14 protein-coding genes are annotated in these 15,763 nt (G+C 64.4%); 11 read left to right on the plus strand and 3 right to left on the minus strand.

Translation table 11 applies throughout. The annotated features are described in order from the left end of the window. The first annotated feature begins 61 nt into the window (after nt 1–61). A complete protein-coding gene (locus ACK8CP_RS01995) occupies nt 62–730 on the plus strand; it encodes a transglycosylase domain-containing protein (RefSeq protein WP_414833179.1) in 669 nt (222 codons plus the stop codon). A gap of 301 nt (nt 731–1,031) precedes the next feature. After that, nucleotides 1,032–2,363, plus strand: coding sequence for a sodium-dependent transporter (locus ACK8CP_RS02000; protein WP_414833180.1), 1,332 nt, complete (start codon nt 1,032–1,034; stop codon nt 2,361–2,363). Between the two features lie 105 nt (nt 2,364–2,468). On the opposite strand, the gene ACK8CP_RS02005 is transcribed toward ACK8CP_RS02000, so the two are convergent. Beyond that, nucleotides 2,469–2,972: an Lrp/AsnC family transcriptional regulator gene (locus ACK8CP_RS02005; protein WP_414833181.1), complete on the minus strand. Its 504-nt coding sequence runs from the start codon at nt 2,970–2,972 to the stop codon at nt 2,469–2,471. 99 nt (nt 2,973–3,071) lie between these two features. Here ACK8CP_RS02005 and ACK8CP_RS02010 point away from each other — a divergent pair, with 99 nt between their 5' ends. Continuing rightward, nucleotides 3,072–3,479, plus strand: a complete 408-nt coding sequence (locus tag ACK8CP_RS02010; RefSeq protein ID WP_414833182.1) for a DUF2000 family protein — start codon at nt 3,072–3,074, stop codon at nt 3,477–3,479. Nucleotides 3,480–3,693: 214 nt separating this feature from the next. On the opposite strand, the gene ACK8CP_RS02015 is transcribed toward ACK8CP_RS02010, so the two are convergent. Then, nucleotides 3,694–4,593 (minus strand): SDR family oxidoreductase, encoded by a 900-nt coding sequence (locus ACK8CP_RS02015; RefSeq protein WP_414833183.1) that lies wholly within the window; start codon nt 4,591–4,593, stop codon nt 3,694–3,696. A gap of 127 nt (nt 4,594–4,720) precedes the next feature. On the opposite strand from ACK8CP_RS02015, the gene ACK8CP_RS02020 reads away from it, so the two are divergent. Next, a complete protein-coding gene (locus ACK8CP_RS02020; RefSeq protein ID WP_234629373.1) occupies nt 4,721–5,527 on the plus strand; it encodes a helix-turn-helix transcriptional regulator in 807 nt (268 codons plus the stop codon). Nucleotides 5,528–6,062: 535 nt separating this feature from the next. Continuing rightward, nucleotides 6,063–6,815 (plus strand): hypothetical protein, encoded by a 753-nt coding sequence (locus ACK8CP_RS02025; RefSeq protein WP_414833184.1) that lies wholly within the window; start codon nt 6,063–6,065, stop codon nt 6,813–6,815. Nucleotides 6,816–6,830: 15 nt separating this feature from the next. On the opposite strand, the gene ACK8CP_RS02030 is transcribed toward ACK8CP_RS02025, so the two are convergent. Further along, nucleotides 6,831–7,643: an IclR family transcriptional regulator gene (locus ACK8CP_RS02030; protein ID WP_414833185.1), complete on the minus strand. Its 813-nt coding sequence runs from the start codon at nt 7,641–7,643 to the stop codon at nt 6,831–6,833. Nucleotides 7,644–7,761: 118 nt separating this feature from the next. Here ACK8CP_RS02030 and ACK8CP_RS02035 point away from each other — a divergent pair, with 118 nt between their 5' ends. The 6 genes from ACK8CP_RS02035 (at nt 7,762) to ACK8CP_RS02060 (ending at nt 15,752) form a co-directional block, all read left to right on the plus strand. Then, nucleotides 7,762–9,321, plus strand: coding sequence for a M81 family metallopeptidase (locus tag ACK8CP_RS02035; RefSeq protein WP_414833186.1), 1,560 nt, complete (start codon nt 7,762–7,764; stop codon nt 9,319–9,321). Nucleotides 9,322–9,387: 66 nt separating this feature from the next. Further along, nucleotides 9,388–10,971: an ABC transporter substrate-binding protein gene (locus ACK8CP_RS02040; RefSeq protein WP_414833187.1), complete on the plus strand. Its 1,584-nt coding sequence runs from the start codon at nt 9,388–9,390 to the stop codon at nt 10,969–10,971. A 97-nt stretch (nt 10,972–11,068) separates the two neighbouring features. After that, on the plus strand, nt 11,069–12,010 hold the full coding sequence (locus tag ACK8CP_RS02045; RefSeq protein ID WP_414833188.1) for an ABC transporter permease: 942 nt from the start codon (nt 11,069–11,071) through the stop codon (nt 12,008–12,010). Nucleotides 12,011–12,104: 94 nt separating this feature from the next. Beyond that, nucleotides 12,105–12,899 carry an ABC transporter permease gene (locus ACK8CP_RS02050; protein WP_234629372.1) on the plus strand — a complete coding sequence of 265 codons (795 nt, stop codon included), beginning with the start codon at nt 12,105–12,107 and terminating at the stop codon, nt 12,897–12,899. 1 nt (nt 12,900) lies between these two features. After that, nucleotides 12,901–14,586, plus strand: a complete 1,686-nt coding sequence (locus ACK8CP_RS02055; protein ID WP_414833189.1) for an ABC transporter ATP-binding protein — start codon at nt 12,901–12,903, stop codon at nt 14,584–14,586. After that, nucleotides 14,583–15,752, plus strand: coding sequence for a M20 aminoacylase family protein (locus tag ACK8CP_RS02060; protein WP_234628576.1), 1,170 nt, complete (start codon nt 14,583–14,585; stop codon nt 15,750–15,752). Before ACK8CP_RS02055 ends, ACK8CP_RS02060 begins: the two co-directional genes overlap by 4 nt. Nucleotides 15,753–15,763: the final 11 nt, after the last annotated feature.

The following is a 15,763-nucleotide window of genomic DNA, read 5'->3' on the forward strand; positions in this document are numbered from 1 at the left end:
TTACCTCAGGAATTCATTCGGGTCGAAATCATCGAAGTCGCGTTTGGGGCAAGCATATCGAATGATGCGCATTCTGAAATATTTTGGAATTGTATTTGCTCTCCTGCTTGTCGGTTTCGTGGGCTATGGCGCCAAGGGATACTGGGATGCGGTCTCGGATGCCGAGGGCTTGCGTGCTCAGGCTGACGCGGCGATTGCTCAAGGGCGAGGCGGGGGCTCTCTGGGGCCGACCCGCCGGGCTATCCTCCTCGCTGTCGAAGACCCGAATTTTTCAACGCATCCCGGCGTGGATTTCTCGACCCCGGGCGCCGGCTTGACCACCATCACCCAATCGGCGGCCAAGCGGCTCGCCTTCGAGGAATTTCACCCCGGCCTCGGAAAGATACGCCAGACCGGCTATGCGCTCGGGATGGAGAGCCGTCTTTCCAAGGAGCAGATCCTTGCCCTGTGGCTGGAGACGCTGGAAATGGGCAACGGTCCCGATGGCTGGATGGTCGGCTTTCATTCGGCAAGCTCAGCGATTTATGGGCGGCCCCCAGCCGAACTGACCGACGCCGAGTTCATCAGGCTCGTGGCGGTGCTGATCGCGCCGGCTTCCTATGATCTCGCTGGCAGAGACGCCAAGCTCGACGAACGGGTGGCCCGGATCCAGCGTTTGGTGGCGGGGGCGTGCGCGCCTTCGGGCTTTTCGGATGTCTGGCTTCAGGGCTGCGGGCAGCGAGCCGAGTGAACTGCGGGTCAGGTGTCCGCTGGATGCGCCGGCTGCCGGCCCACTGGCGGCCCTTTGACAGCCGACATGGGACGATGTGCCTAATCGTCGCGACCCGGCAAAAATGCCCCTCGAAAGCGGGGATCGCCGAACTTTTTTGCTTTCGGTCATCGACTTTCAGCTCCGGACCGGGTTTTTAGTCCGCCAGCCTGAGCCGGTCACGCGATGATCCTTCCCTGTGCCGGCATCAACTCACACCAGCGCATCCGTTTCGGCCCCAAGACGGCCGGTCGGCATGCCAAGAGCCCCACAGGATCGGTTCATGAACGCTCCGCGAGAAAAGTGGCATTCCCGCATCGGCTTTGTCGTCGCCGCTGCCGGTTCCGCCGTCGGCCTCGGCAATATCTGGAAGTTTCCCTACATCACCGGCGAGAACGGCGGTGCTGCTTTCCTTCTGCTTTATCTCGCGATCGTCTTCACGATCGGCCTGTCCGTGCTGCTGGCTGAAGTCGCCGTCGGGCGCGCCAGCCAGAGCGATGCGCTGTCGGCCTTCAAGGTGCTCGGCCACAAGGGCTGGACCGTGGTCGGCGCGATCGGCCTGACCGTCGCCTTCCTGATCCTGTCGTTTTACTCGGTCATCGCCGGCTGGACGATCGCCTATGTGATCAAGTCCGCCGACGGCGCCTTCAGCGGTCTCGACATCGGCGGGATCGGAAACTCTTTCGTCGGCTTCATCTCCGACCCCTGGCAGCCGTTGATCTATCAGGCGGTGTTCGTCGTGCTCACCGTCTTCGTGGTGTTGAAGGGCGTCGCCTCCGGCATCGAACGGGTCAGCAAGATCCTGATGCCCGTCCTGTTCCTGATCCTGCTCGCCCTCGTCGCCCGCTCGATGACGTTGCCGGGCGCGGAAGCAGGCCTGAAATTCTTCCTGTCGCCGGACTTTTCCAAGATCAACGGCACGGTCTTCATGGCCGCCCTCGGCCAGGCCTTCTTCTCGCTCTCCATCGGCATGGCGGCGATGCTGACCTACGGCTCCTATCTCGACCGCGACACCCGCATCGGCCGCTCGGCCTGGTACATCGTCTCTCTCGACACGACGGTGGCGGTGCTGGCCGGCCTCGCCATTCTGCCGGCGGTCTTTGCCTTCGGTCTCGATCCGGAAGCCGGTCCGGCGCTCACCTTCATCACCCTGCCGACGGTGTTCCAGGCCATGCCCGGCGGCGCGATCTTCGGACCCGCCTTCTTCGTCCTGTTGCTGATTGCGGCGCTGACCTCCTCGGTCTCGCTTTTGGAACCGCTCGTCGCCCTGTTCTGCGACCGGGGTTTCGGGCGGGTGCCGACGACCATCGCCATCGGCGCCGTCACCTTCCTGCTCGGCGTTCCGTCCTCGCTGTCGCAAGGCATCTGGGCCGACTACAAGCTGTTCGGCATGGGGTTCCTCGATCTCCTCGACTTCCTGACTGCCAACATCATGCTGCCGATCTCCGGCCTGATGGTGGCGATCTTCGTCGGCTGGGTGCTGGGGCCGCGGGCTGCCAACGAGGTGACCGTGGATGGCGAGCATCCCGGCGTCTTCTTGACGCTGTGGATCTTCATCCTGCGCTTCGTCGCCCCGGTCGCGATCCTGGCGATCCTCATCAACGGCCTGATGTAGGGACATCCGGCTTTGCCGGGATGAGAGGCGAGGGGACGTGCGAGAGGCGCGCCCCCTTGCGGATGGAACGGGTGTCGGCCGGCGGCCGGTCCGCGTGATCGACGATTACTGGTCGTCCGCGACCGGGCTCGGTCCACGTTCGAGATAGGTCGACAAGGCGATGTAGCTGCGGGTGCCCTTGAAGCCCTCGATGGAATGGATCCGCTCCAGAAGCTCCTCCAAGGCCTGCGTGTCGCGCGTCCTCACCTTGAGGAGCATGGCGCTTTCGCCCGTGACGGTGTGGATCTCTTCCACCTCGGGAAGCTCCTTGAGCGCCAGCAGCTGGCGCGTCACCGCCCAGCTCGTCGTGTCGATATGCACGAAGGCCACGAGGGGTCTTCCGAGCCTTGCGCCGTCGAGAACCGCGATATTGGCCTTGATCACGCCATCCTGCCGCAGGCGCTTGACGCGCTCGTGCACGGCCGGGGGCGAGAGGTGGAGCAGCTTGCCCAGCTCCGCATAGCTCCGCGTGGAATCCTCAGCCAAAAGACCTAACAGGGTTCGGTCCTTGTCGTCCAAACGGGCCGGCGGTGCGAGCCGCTGCCGAACGTGGTTCGTATCTTTGGTCATCGCCCGGAATGCCTTTGGTGCGGAATATCATTCGGCATTATGATGTTTGGATCTTACGAAATGCAATAAATACCCGCTTAGTCTGAAGGAAAATAAGGCATGTTCGACACGAAGGTCGCCATTCTGGTGCTGGACGATCTCGCGACCTGGCAGAAGCTGAACGTCACCGCGTTCCTCGCCACCGGCGTGGCCGCCATGGCTCCGGAGGCGATGGGCGAGCCCTACGAGGATGCGGCGGGACGACGCTTCGCCAGTCTCCTCGGACAGCCGATGCTGATCTTCGCGGCGGGAGAAAGCGCGCTCAAGCGCGCCCACCGCATTTCGGGAGAGAAAGGGCTTCTCACGGCCGCCTATGTCAGGGCGATGTTCTCGACGGGCCACGACGCGGCAAACCGCGAGGTGTTCAAGGCCGAACCCGCCGATGCCCCCGATCTCGTCGGGATCGCGATCCGCGGCCCGAAGAAGGACGTCGACAAGGCGACAAAGGGAGCGAAGCTGCATCCATGATCGAAGCTTCGGCTGCCGTCTCTCCCAAATCTCGCGCCTCGTGACCTTCGGCTTCTCGGCGTCGCGGAGCGCGACGCCGAAGGTTTTGAGTCCGGCGGGGAGGTCGGCGCGATGGTCAGCTTTTCCTGAATTCCGTCTGGCCTCAATCCCGCCGACATGAAGGCCGGCGGGATCGATCAGTATCATGCTGCGAGACGGCGCGATCGTTCGTGGATCAACCGGCGCTGGCCGCGTAATCCATCCGAGCGAGGTCTTCAAAAAGCGTCGGTCCCGTCGGCTTCCAGCCGAGCCGTTCGCGGGTGAGGGCGCTGGAGGCCGGCATATCGAGACAAGCGATGCCTGCCAGCCATCCAAAATGGGTCTCGGCTTCGTTCTTCGTTACGGATTGGACTGGCACACCCAGACCGGCACCGATCGCTTCCGCGATGGCGCGCATCGGAATGGCTTCCTCGGTGACGGCGTGCCAGCGGATGCCCGGCTCGTGGTGATCGAGCGCCAGGACATAGAGGCGGGCGACGTCTTCGACGGCGGCGGCGCACCAGCGGTTGCTGCCCTCGTCGACATAGGCCGAGACACCCTTTTCGCGGGCGATGTCGATCAGTGGCGAAATCAGGCCCTGTTTGACGGGGTCATGGACCTGAGGCAGCCGCACGACGCCGACGGAGACGCCGCGTTCCCCGACGGCGAGGCCCGCGAGCTCGCTCTTGATCCGGGGCAGGGGATGCTCGCGATCAAAAATATCCTCGCGGGCGAACTGTCCCGGCCCGGGACTGCCCATCGCGACGGCCGAGGTGATGAGGAACGGACGATCCGAACCGGCAAGCACGTCGCCGATCGCCTCGATCACCCGCCGGTCCTTGTCGCAATTCTCCACAAAGCGCGAGAAATCGTGGTCGAATGCCGTGTGGATCACGGCGTCGACGCTCTCGGCGCCCTTTGCAAGCGTTGCCGGGTCGTCGAGATCGCCGCGGTGGACTGCGGCGCCAGCCTCCTGCAGCCGGCGAGCGCCCGCTTCGGAGCGGGCGTTGCCAAGCACGTGGTGCCCTTCCGCAAGCAGATTGGGCAGGATTCGCGAGCCGATAAAGCCGGTTGCGCCAGTCAGAAATACACGCATCAGGTTCTTCCTCTTTGAGAGGATGCGTATTTCGCGAGCTGCCGCTACCTGTTAAAGTAGTGAGCTTATCATGGTATAAGTCACAACAGGTTCGACCGTGCCCGACGAGACGCCCAATCAGCTCGGCATGTATCTGCGCGATCGCCGTACCCGGCTCGATCCGACGTCGTTCGGCTTCGTCGGAGGCCGGCGCCGCACGCCTGGGCTGCGCCGTGAGGAGGTCGCCGCTCGCGCGAACATCAGCCCGACCTGGTACACCTGGCTCGAGCAGGGCCGCGGCGGCGCGCCCTCGGCCGACGTGCTCGACCGCATCGCCAAGGGTCTGATGCTGACGGAGCCCGAGCGTGAGCATCTCTATATGCTGGCCCTCGGCCATCCGCCGGAAGTGCGGTACCAGCCGGTCGAAGGCGTCACCCCGCGGCTCCAGCGCGTGCTCGACGCCATGCCGCTCAGCCCCGCCATCATCAAGACGGCGCTGTGGGATGTTGTCGGCTGGAACAGGGCCGCGGCGGCGCTTTTGACCGACTATTCCAAGCTGCCGCGCGAGCGACGCAACATCCTCCGCCTCATGTTCAGCAGCTGCCGCGTGCGCGCCAAACAGGAGGATTGGGAGAGCGTCGCTCGCTTCGTCGTCGGCGCGTTCCGGGCGGATGTGGCGCGAGCGGGGGCGAGCGGCAGCGCCGAGGTGATGCGGCTCGTTGCCGAGCTGTGCGAGATGAGCTCGGAGTTCGAGGCGCTGTGGCGGGACAACGATGTGGTGGCGCACGGCGAGGGCGTGAAATGCATTCACCACCCGGAGGCCGGACTGCTCGATCTGGAATTCTCCTCCTTCGCTGTCGAGGGGCGGCCCGAGCTCGGCATGATCGTCTACAACCCTGCATCGCCTGCGGACGCCGAGCGCTTGCGAGTTCTCATCGACGCCAAAACGATCTAATCGGATTGCAGCTGCGTCCGGCCAAGGTCGGCCGGGACATGGCGCATATCCGCCGGGCGCGTGCCGCTCGACCTGACGCCATGTCTGCCTGCCGTCATGTCTGCCTGCCGTCATGTCTTTCTGCCGACATAGGTTGCCAGCTCCTCCGGCATGACGGCGGGAAGCGCCACCCCGATCAGGCTCTCCTCCGGGTGCGGATTGACCTCGATGAAGATGTCTGTGTGATCTGACGTGAAGGTGGATTTGTACTATAGTTCACATTAAATAATAATTGAATTTTGCAAATATTATTGGAATTGTGTCCGAGCTCTACCTCAATCCCTCCCTTGATGTGGCGGGTGGTGATGTCGGAATTCGTAGTTCTTTGAGTTCATCGCGTCTCGTGGGTCGCCGTTTCAAATCTGGCGGAGGTGAAGGGCGGACGTCTGCCCACGAATTCCCGCGCATGTGTCGCCTGACAGGCGGCCGAGGAGGCGCGGGGACGTCGCGGGCGGGTGGCCCATGTGTTGGAAGCTTCTTCGCCGTCTCGCTCGTCTTGTCTTGCCTCATCCCCGATTGCGAGGTTCTGGCCGGCGCGTGGACGCTCGAGGAGGGGGCGGGTCAGGTGATCTGGTCCGTCATGTTTTCGAAGAGCCCCGCCGATCTTTCTGGCGGTTTCGGCAGCCAGCTCCACGACACCACGAAAACGGAAGTCACGCTCTTTGCCGAATATGGCGTGACGCGCGACCTGACTTTGATTGCGGCACCTGGTTTTCGACGTGCTTCGGTCGGCGCTTCGACGAGCAGTGGGCCGGGATATTTCGATCTCGGGGCGCGCTATCAGGTCTTCAGGAAAGGCGCGGCGGTCGCATCGGTTCAGGGGATCGCGCGCATTCCGGGCGCCTCCGATCCGACGGTGTCGGCCAATCTCGGCTACACCAACGCGGAATATGATCTGCGCGGGCTCTTCGGCTACGGCTTCAAGCTCGGCGCGAACGATGCGTTCGTCGACATTCAGGCCGGCTACCGGTTCCGGACGGCCGGACCGGCGGACGAAGTGCGGGGCGATCTCACGTTCGGCTACCGGGTATGGCCGGACGTTCTTCTGCTGGCGCAGTCCTTCAATACGGTGAGTGTCGGCGCGGCCGAGGGCGTCTTTCGGCCGACACGGGAGCACAAGCTGCAGGTGAGCGCCGTCTACGACATCAACGCGCGTCTCTCCGTGCAGGCCGGCAGCTTTGCGACCGTTCGGGGAGAGAACGTGCTCCGCGAGCGGGCCGTCTTCTCCGCCGTCTGGGTCCGCTTCTGAGTTTTCTGAGGCCCCTCAGAGACTCCCCATGATCGCCCGGGCCGCTTCCATGGCGAGCGGAGAGGCCCGTTTGACGAAATCCTCGGGCGTCCATTCCGACAGCGATCCCGCCACATGGATCGCGCCGAGGGGGATGCCGTCGCCACGCGAGATCGCCACGCCGAGCGCCACTTCGCCCTGCAGAAACTCTTCCACGACGACAGCATAGCCGTCGGTGCGGGCCTGCTTGATCCGCTCCATGATCGCGTCCGGCTCGACGACCGTCTTGGCCGTGTATTTGTGCAAAGACGTGAGCAGGACGATCTCGCGCGCTGCCTCGTCCGGAAGAAGCGAGAGGAGGGCCCGGCCGCCTGCCGTGCAATAGGTCGGCACGCTGTGGCCGACGAGGGTGGCGTGGAAGGTCTCGCGTTTGCTCTGCATGCGCAGCGCGTAGACGATGCGGGTCTCGTCATAGAGGCTGAAATCGACGCGCTCGCGGATCGTCTTGCGCAGCTCCAGGAGCACGGGCGTCGCTTTCTGTATGACGGGATCGAGCCGGAGCACGTCGAGCGTGTGGTCGAGAAGGCGGATGCCGGGGAGATAGCCGCGATCGCCCGGGCCGCGCCGAAGATATCCCAGTTTCGAGAGGGTGTGGACGAGCCGCTGGGCGGCCGATCTGTCGATGCCGGCGCGAAGGGCGATTTCCGAAAGGCTGAGAGGGCCGGGCGCGTGATGAAAGGCGCTCAAAACCTGCATGGCCCGGCCGGCCGCGCGGACGAAGAGGCTGTCGTCCTCATAGGGAAGGGAATCGATCGGTTGGGAGGGGTCAGCCCGTAGACGCTTATTCATGGATAGCTTGACGGCTCGTTCGAGGGGGTTACTATGATCGTTGTGCAATATAGTTGTATTGCATAGCGATACACAACCTCTTTTAACGGTGTGTGCCGATGGGTGGGGGCAGGCGGAGATGACGTTCAGGGTCGCGGTGGCGGGCTTCCTCCACGAAACCAATACGTTCGCTCCGGTTCGGGCGGATCTCGAAGCTTTCCGGGTCGGCGGAGGCTATATCGGGATGACGCGGGGGGCCGCGCTTCTCGATGCGGCGCAGAAGGTCAATCTCGGCATTGCCGGCGCGCTCGATGTTGCCCGGGAGCAGGGCTGGGACGTGGTGCCGACGCTCTGGGCCGGGGCGATCCCCTCCGGCTATGTGACGCGCGAGGCTTTCGAGACGATCGCCGGCGAGATCGTGCAGCGGATTTCCGAGGCCGGGCCGCTCGACGGCGTCTTTCTCGATCTCCATGGCGCGATGGTGGCTGAGCATCTCGACGACGGGGAAGGCGAGATCGCACGCCGCGTCCGCGCGGTGGTCGGCGACGCCGTCCCGATCACATCGGCGCTCGACCTGCACGGCAATATCTCGGCGGCCTTTGTCGACACGGTCGACGCGCTCGTCGCCTTCCGCACCTATCCCCATGTCGATATGGCCGCGACCGGCGCGCGGGCGGCCCGGCTTCTCCATCGGATGATGGCAACGGGCAGGCGGCCCGCGAAAGCCTTCCGGCGCATGTCCTATCTCGTGCCGATCCCGTTTCAGGCGACGGAGATGGCGCCGGGGGACGCGCTCTACGCCGAGATCGATGCGCTGGAGCGGGAGGGGGTGCTCTCCGCCTCACTCTTCATGGGGTTTCCGGCGGCGGATATTCCAGATTGCGGCCCGACGGCGATGGCCTTCGCGGCGACGCAGGCGGAGGCCGAGCGTGCCGCCGACCGTATCGCCGCCGCCTATGAGGCGGCCGAGCCGCTCTTCGACAACCGCACGTTTACGGCCGGGGAAGCCGTGGCGGAGGCGGCGCGCATCGCCGCTGTCAAAACGGGTCCGGTCGTCATCGCGGATACGCAGGACAATCCCGGGGCGGGCGGCGTTTCGGCAACGACCGGGATGTTGCGCGCGCTCATCGCGGCCGATGCCCAAAATGCCGCGATCGGCCTCATCGTCGATCCGGCGAGCGCGGAAAAGGCGCATCAGCTGGGCGAGGGGGCGACGGCGCATTTTGCGATCGGCAGTCATCCCGGGGTGCCGGGCGACCATCCGGTCGAGACGGAGGCGGTGGTGGAGCGTCTGTCCGACGGGCGGCTTCACGCGACGGGTCCCTATTACGGCGGCGGACGGCTCGACCTCGGGCGATCGGCGTGCCTGCGCATCGGCGGTGTGCGCGTCGTCGTGACGAGCGGCATCGCGCAGATGGCGGACCGCGAAATGTTCCGTTTCGTCGGCGTTGTCCCGGAGGAGCAGGCGATCCTGGTGGTGAAAAGCTCCACGCATTTCCGCGCCGATTTCGCGCCCATCGCCTCAGAGATTCTGGTCGCCCTGTCGCCCGGCCCGATGCCTTTCAATCCTGCCGATCTGCCGTTCACGCGGCTTCCGGCCGACATGAAACTCTTCCCGAACGGACCTCTGTTCGGAGAAGCGAGCGCCGCAAAGGCGCATTCCGACCCAGGCGGGGAGAACATCGCCGCGGTCCAATAACGACAAAGCACCAACAGATCGAATCCGAGAGAGGGATGTATGCAGAGCTTGAAACCACTTTCTTGCATGAAGCGTAGCCTCGCCGCCGCGCTTCTTGCAGGCGGCGTGCTGTCCGCACCCGCTGTCGCCAACGCGCAGGATGATGGCAAGACCATCACGGCGGTGATGCATTCGGGTCTGCGCGTGCTCGACCCCGTGATCACCACCGCGCACATCACCCGCGACCACGGCTATATGATCTATGACGTCCTGACGGCCGTGGACGAGAATTTCGAGCCTCAGCCGCAGATGGCGGATTGGGACGTCTCCGACGACAAGCTGACCTACACCTTCACCCTGCGCGACGGGCTGAAGTTTCATGACGGAGCGCCGGTGACCGGCAAGGACGTCGTCGCCTCGCTCACCCGCTGGGGCAAGCGCGATTCCGGCGGTCAGATGATCTTCGACGTCACGGAAAGCCTCGAGGCGCCGGACGACAAGACCATCGTGTGGAAGCTCTCGGAGCCTTTTCCGCCGCTCCTCAACGTCATTTCCAAGCAATCGGCCGTGCCGCCCTTCATCATGCCGGAGCGGGTGGCGGAAACCTCGCCGGACGAGCCGATCACCGATTACACCGGCTCCGGCCCGTTCGTCTTCAACAGCGACAAATACGAGCCGGGCGCTTCGGTCACCTACGACAAGTTCGAAGATTACGTGCCGCGCGACGAGCCGCCCTCCTGGATGGCCGGCGGCAAAAAGGTCAATGTCGATCATGTCGTCTGGACGACGATGCCCGACAATCTGACCGCGATGAACGCGCTCGCGGCCGGAGAGATTGATTATCTGGAACAGGTGCAGGTCGACCTGTTGCCGGTGATCGAGAACGCGCCGGACGTGACGGTCGAGATGCGTGACCCGCTCGGCTTCGTCACGATCGGGCGGCCGAACTTCCTGCATCCGCCCTTCGACAACAAGAAGGTGCGCCAGGCGGCGCTTCTGGCTCTAAGCCAGGAAGACGTGCTCGCCACCATGATGGGCTCCGACAAGTATTACAAAGTCTGCGGTGCGATCTTCGGCTGCGGAACGCCGCTCGGCGATGAATCGGGCTCCGAGCCGATCACCTCCGGCGCGCATCCGGAAGAGGCCAAGAAGCTTCTGGAAGAGGCGGGTTACGACGGCACGCCCGTGGTGCTCATGCAGCCGACGGACGTCGTCAGCCTGACCAATCAGCCGGTCGTCGCCGCACAGGCCCTTCGCCAGGCGGGCTTCAACGTCGATATGCAGGCCATGGACTGGCAGTCGGTCGTGCAACGGCGGGCGCAGCAGAACCCTCCTGCCGAGGGCGGCTGGAACATCTTCTTCACGAACTGGATGGTGCCGGAGATTTCCGATCCGCTCATCAACGTGATGGTGAACGGGCGTGGCGACGATGCCTGGTTCGGCTGGCCGGACGATCCCGCGATCGAAAAGCTGCGTGACGACTTCGCGCTCGCTGAGGATCAGGAGGCCCGCAAAGCGGCCGCCGTCGCGATCCAGAAGCATGTGATGGACAATGTGAACTACATCCATCTCGGCGAATACAACATGCCTCAGGCGCGGCGGAATTCGATCCAGAACATGATCCCGTCGCCGGTTCCGGTCTTCTGGAACATGACGAAAGAGGCGGAGTGATCCACCTTCGGAGACGCGCCTTTGCGCGCGTCTCCGGCCGTCCTGTCTCGCAATTTGCGCTGAGGTTCGAACAGGCCTCGCGGCAAGGAGACCGATCATGTTCGGCTATATCCTGAAGCGGATCCTCGCCACGATCCCCGTGATGGCGATCGTCGCGGTCTTCGTCTTCCTTCTGCTTCGCCTGACCCCCGGCGATCCGGCGGCGATTCTCGCCGGCGATGCCGCCACGCCTGCGCAGCTCGAGCGCATCCGTGACCGGCTCGGCCTCAACGATCCTCTGCATATCCAGTTCTTCACCTGGATCGGGCAGATGCTGCACGGCGATCTCGGCACCTCCCTCATTTCCAGCACGCCGGTTGCGGGCATGATCGGAGATCGGCTCGGGCCCACGATCAGCATCGCCATCATGACCATCATCATCTCGGTGCTGCTGGCTGTGCCGATGGGCGTGATCGCGGCGTGGCGTCATCGCACCTGGGTCGATTTCCTGGTGATGTCCTTCTCGGTGCTGGGCTTTTCCGTCCCCGTCTTCGTGATCGGCTACATCCTGATCCAGATTTTCGCGATCGAGCTGCGCTGGGTGCCGGTGCAGGGCTATGCGCCGCTTTCCTCGGGCATCGGTCCATTCCTGACGCGGGCGATCCTGCCGTCGCTGACGCTCGCCACGATCTATGTGGCGCTGATCGCACGCATGACGCGCGCCTCCATGCTGGAAGTCTTGGGCGAGGATTACGTGCGCACCGCCCGCGCCAAAGGCGTGCGGGAAAACGTCGTGCTTTTCCGCCATGCGCTGCGCAACGCCGCGGTGCCGATCCTGACGATCATCGGCACGGGCTTTGCGCTCCTCATCTCCGGCGTCGTGGTGACGGAAAGCGTCTTCAACATTCCCGGGATCGGCCGGCTCACCGTCGATGCGATCCTGGCGCGCGACTATCCGGTGATCCAGGCGATGATCCTGTTCACCGCCGGCATCTACGTCTTCGTCAATCTCATCGTCGACGTCTCCTATTCCTTCTTCGACCCGAGGATCCGCTACTGACATGGCTGAGATTTCCCCATCCCGCCATAGCGCCTTCCAGGTCTTGACCGGGGTGTTTTCGCTCCCGGCCGGAGCGCGTCTGGGCGCGGGCCCGATGATCGCGGCTGTCATCCTTGTCGCGATCGTGCTCGCTTCGCTGCTGGCACCGCTTTACGTGCCCTACGATCCGCTGGCGATGGATTCGATGTCCCGCCTGAAGCCCCCTTCGGAGGCGCACCTTCTCGGCACGGACCAGTATGGCCGCGACACCTTCAGCCGGGTGATGACCGGCGGGCGCGTCTCGCTCCTCATCGGCGTCGGCGCGGCTCTCGTCAGCGTCGTCATCGGCCTCATCATCGGCCTGGTCGCCGGCTTCTTCCGCGCCGCGGACGGCATCATCATGCGCATCATGGATAGCCTGATGGCGATCCCGGCGATCCTTCTCGCCATCGCGCTCGTCGCCCTCAACGGTCCGAGCCTCGGCTCGGTGATCATCGCCATCACCATTCCCGAAGTGCCGCGCGTCGTCCGCCTGGTGCGGTCCGTCGTGCTGTCGGCGCGCGAGGAGCCCTATGTGGAGGCCGCCATCGCGCTCGGCTCGTCGATGCCGAAGATCCTGGTCCAGCATCTGATGCCGAACACGCTCGCGCCGCTCATCGTGCAGGGGACGTATGTCTGCGCCTCGGCGATCCTGATCGAAGCGATCCTGAGCTTTCTCGGCGCTGGCGTCTCGACCGAGATCCCGACCTGGGGGAACATCATGGCCGAGGGCCGAAGCTATTTTCAGGTGAAGCCCGGGCTCATCTTCTGGCCGGGACTTCTTCTGTCGCTGTGCATTCTGGCGATCAACCTCCTCGGCGACACCGCGCGCGATCTCCTCGATCCGCGGATGAAGAAGCGGGAGGGCTGAGATGCAGCTTTCATCGCGAGACTTTTCGAACGCGAACCGCGTCCTCAAAATCCGCGGGCTGAAGGTCGCCCTGACGGGACGCCCCAATGCGGCGCCGGTCTTGAACGGCATCGATCTCGATATCCGGGCGGGGGAAACCCATTGTCTGGTCGGCGAGAGCGGCTCGGGGAAATCGGTCACCTCGCTCGCCGTCATGGGGCTTCTGCCGAAAGGGGCGCTCGAGGTGCAGGGCGGCGAGATCGACGTCGAAGGCTTCGAGATCACCACCGCGACGCATGCGCAGCTGCGCGAATTGCGGGCCCGGCGGATCGCCATGATCTTTCAGGAGCCGATGACGGCGCTCAATCCCGTGCTGCGGGTCGGCGAGCAGATCGAAGAGGTGCTCAACATGCACACCGATCTGTCGCAGGCGGAAGCCAAGAAACGCACGCTCGACATCATGGAGCAGGTGCATCTTCCGGACGTTGAGCGGATCTATCAATCCTATCCGCACCAGCTGTCCGGCGGTCAGCGTCAACGCATCATGATCGCCATGGCGCTCGTGCTCGATCCGCATCTGCTGATCGCGGACGAGCCGACGACGGCGCTCGATGTCACGACGCAGCTGCAGATTCTGAAGCTCATCGCGGAATTGCAGGAGCGCAAGGGAACGGCGCTTCTCTTCATCACGCACGATATGGGCGTGGTGGCGGAAATCGCCGACACGGTGAGCGTGATGCAGAATGGCCGGATCGTGGAGAAGGCCCCGATCCGCGAGCTGCTGACGAACCCGAAAGAGGCGTACACCAAAAAACTCCTGACCGCCGTTCCGAACCTGGCGCCGCGGCCGGCGCGGCCGGCTGCCTCGGCCAAGGACGTGCTCGACGTCCAGGATCTCGAAATGGTCTATGGCGGCGGCGGCCTTCTCAAGCGCCAGGGCGGCGTGAAGGCGGCGCAGGAGGTGAGCTTTACCATTGCGCCGGGCCGCACCCTCGGCATCGTCGGCGAAAGCGGCTCCGGCAAGTCCACGGTGGCGCGCTGCATCATCCGCCTGATCGATCCGACGGGCGGCCAGGTGAAGGTCGCCGGCACGGATATCTCGACGCTGTCGCGCCGGCAGCTTCGGCCGCATCGCAAGCATCTGCAGATCGTCTTCCAGGATCCCTACCGCTCGCTCAATCCGCGCTGGACCGTGGCGCGCAGCCTTTGCGAGGGGCCGATCAATTTCGGCACGTCGAAGGCTGCGGCGATGGAGCATGCCGCGGAGCTGATGGAGCTCGTCGACCTGCCGCGCGATGCCCTGAAACGCTATCCGCACCAGTTTTCGGGAGGACAGCGGCAGCGCATTGCGATCGCCCGCGCCGTCGCCATGAAGCCCGATTTGTTGATCGCCGACGAGGCGGTCTCCGCGCTCGATGTGAGCGTGCAGGCGCAGGTGCTCGACCTCCTGGACGATGTGCAGGAGAGGTTCGGGATCGCGATGCTCTTCATCACCCACGATCTGCGGGTCGCCGCACAGATCTGCGACGAGGTGCTCGTCATGCAGAAAGGCCGGGTGGTGGAGCATGGCGCCGCCGGCGCCGTCCTGCAGAACCCGCATGATCCCTACACACGCAATCTGATCGAGGCCGCGCCCGGCCGGGAATGGGACTTCGCCAATTTCCGTGCGCTCGGCACGCCGCCGTTCAACGAAGGAGCCTCCGCATGAGCGTCATCCCGAAGATCGAAGAATTCGCTGCCGAGCTGACTGCGATTCGGCACGACTTTCATGCGCATCCCGAGCTCGGCTTCGAGGAGACGCGCACCGCCGGTATCGTTGCGGAAAAGCTACGCGCCTATGGCGTCGACGAGGTGCACGAGGGCATCGGCGGCACCGGTGTCGTGGCGCTGATCAAGGGAGAGGGCGGCGGCAACCGCAGGGTCGGGCTGCGCGCCGACATGGACGCTCTGCCGATCGAGGAGGCGTCGGGTGTCCCCTATGCCTCGCAAAACCCGGGGCGGATGCATGCCTGCGGCCATGACGGGCATACGACGATGCTTCTCGGCGCGGCGCGATATCTCGCCGAAACGCGCGATTTCGACGGCACCGTGGTGTTGATCTTCCAGCCGGCGGAAGAAGGGCTCGGCGGGGCACGACGGATGATCGCCGAAGGTCTCTTCGAGAAATTCCCCTGCGACGAGATCTACGGCATGCACAACGATCCGAATGCCGAGCCCGGGATCGTCACCGTCGCGCCGGGGCCGGCGATGGCGGGGGCGAGCTTCTTCGACATCACCGTGAAGGGCACCGGCAGCCATGCCGCCATGCCGCATCAGTCGAAGGATCCGATCGTCATCGGCACGGCGCTGGTGCAGCAATTGCAGAGCGTCGTCAGCCGCAACGCGCCGCCGACGAAGCCGGTGGTGATCTCGGTGACGACGTTCCATGCCGGCGCCGCTTACAACGTCGTGCCGGACACGGCGACGATTTCCGGCACGATCCGCTATTTCCACGACGACGTGGCGGAGATGGCGCATCAGCGGATCAAGGATCTCTGCGCCGGGCTGAGCCAGGCCTATGGCATCGAGATCACGGCCGATCTGCGCAACGTCTTCGACGTTTTGATGAACGACCCGGAACTCTCCACCGCCTATGTCGATGCGGCGAAAGAGGTGGTGGGTGCCGACATGGCCTTCGAAACCAGCGATCAGATGACCGGTTCGGAAGATTTCGCCGACATGCTGAAGGTGGTGCCGGGGGCCTATTGCCGGGTGGGGCATGCGGGGTCGATCGGGCTGCACAACCCGGCGTTCGTGCTCGACGACGCGATCCTTCCCGTCGGTGCCTCGATCTATGCGCGCATCGTCGAAAACCGCCTGAAGCGCGGCCTCTGAAGCGCGGCGCC

Origin of the sequence: Afifella sp. YEN Y35 (assembly GCF_047553465.1) — a bacterium.
Lineage (GTDB): Bacteria > Pseudomonadota > Alphaproteobacteria > Rhizobiales > Afifellaceae > Afifella > Afifella aestuarii.

Coding starts and splice junctions, on each gene's coding strand:
- ACK8CP_RS02035 (WP_414833186.1), top strand. CDS start 7,762: ATGACGTTCAGGGTCGCGGTGGCGGGCTTCCTCCACGAAACCAATACG.
- ACK8CP_RS01995 (WP_414833179.1), top strand. CDS start 62: ATGATGCGCATTCTGAAATATTTTGGAATTGTATTTGCTCTCCTGCTT.
- ACK8CP_RS02010 (WP_414833182.1), top strand. CDS start 3,072: ATGTTCGACACGAAGGTCGCCATTCTGGTGCTGGACGATCTCGCGACC.
- ACK8CP_RS02000 (WP_414833180.1), top strand. CDS start 1,032: ATGAACGCTCCGCGAGAAAAGTGGCATTCCCGCATCGGCTTTGTCGTC.
- ACK8CP_RS02045 (WP_414833188.1), top strand. CDS start 11,069: ATGTTCGGCTATATCCTGAAGCGGATCCTCGCCACGATCCCCGTGATG.
- ACK8CP_RS02015 (WP_414833183.1), bottom strand. CDS start 4,593: ATGCGTGTATTTCTGACTGGCGCAACCGGCTTTATCGGCTCGCGAATC.
- ACK8CP_RS02005 (WP_414833181.1), bottom strand. CDS start 2,972: ATGACCAAAGATACGAACCACGTTCGGCAGCGGCTCGCACCGCCGGCC.
- ACK8CP_RS02040 (WP_414833187.1), top strand. CDS start 9,388: ATGAAGCGTAGCCTCGCCGCCGCGCTTCTTGCAGGCGGCGTGCTGTCC.
- ACK8CP_RS02055 (WP_414833189.1), top strand. CDS start 12,901: ATGCAGCTTTCATCGCGAGACTTTTCGAACGCGAACCGCGTCCTCAAA.
- ACK8CP_RS02060 (WP_234628576.1), top strand. CDS start 14,583: ATGAGCGTCATCCCGAAGATCGAAGAATTCGCTGCCGAGCTGACTGCG.
- ACK8CP_RS02030 (WP_414833185.1), bottom strand. CDS start 7,643: ATGAATAAGCGTCTACGGGCTGACCCCTCCCAACCGATCGATTCCCTT.
- ACK8CP_RS02020 (WP_234629373.1), top strand. CDS start 4,721: ATGTATCTGCGCGATCGCCGTACCCGGCTCGATCCGACGTCGTTCGGC.
- ACK8CP_RS02050 (WP_234629372.1), top strand. CDS start 12,105: ATGATCGCGGCTGTCATCCTTGTCGCGATCGTGCTCGCTTCGCTGCTG.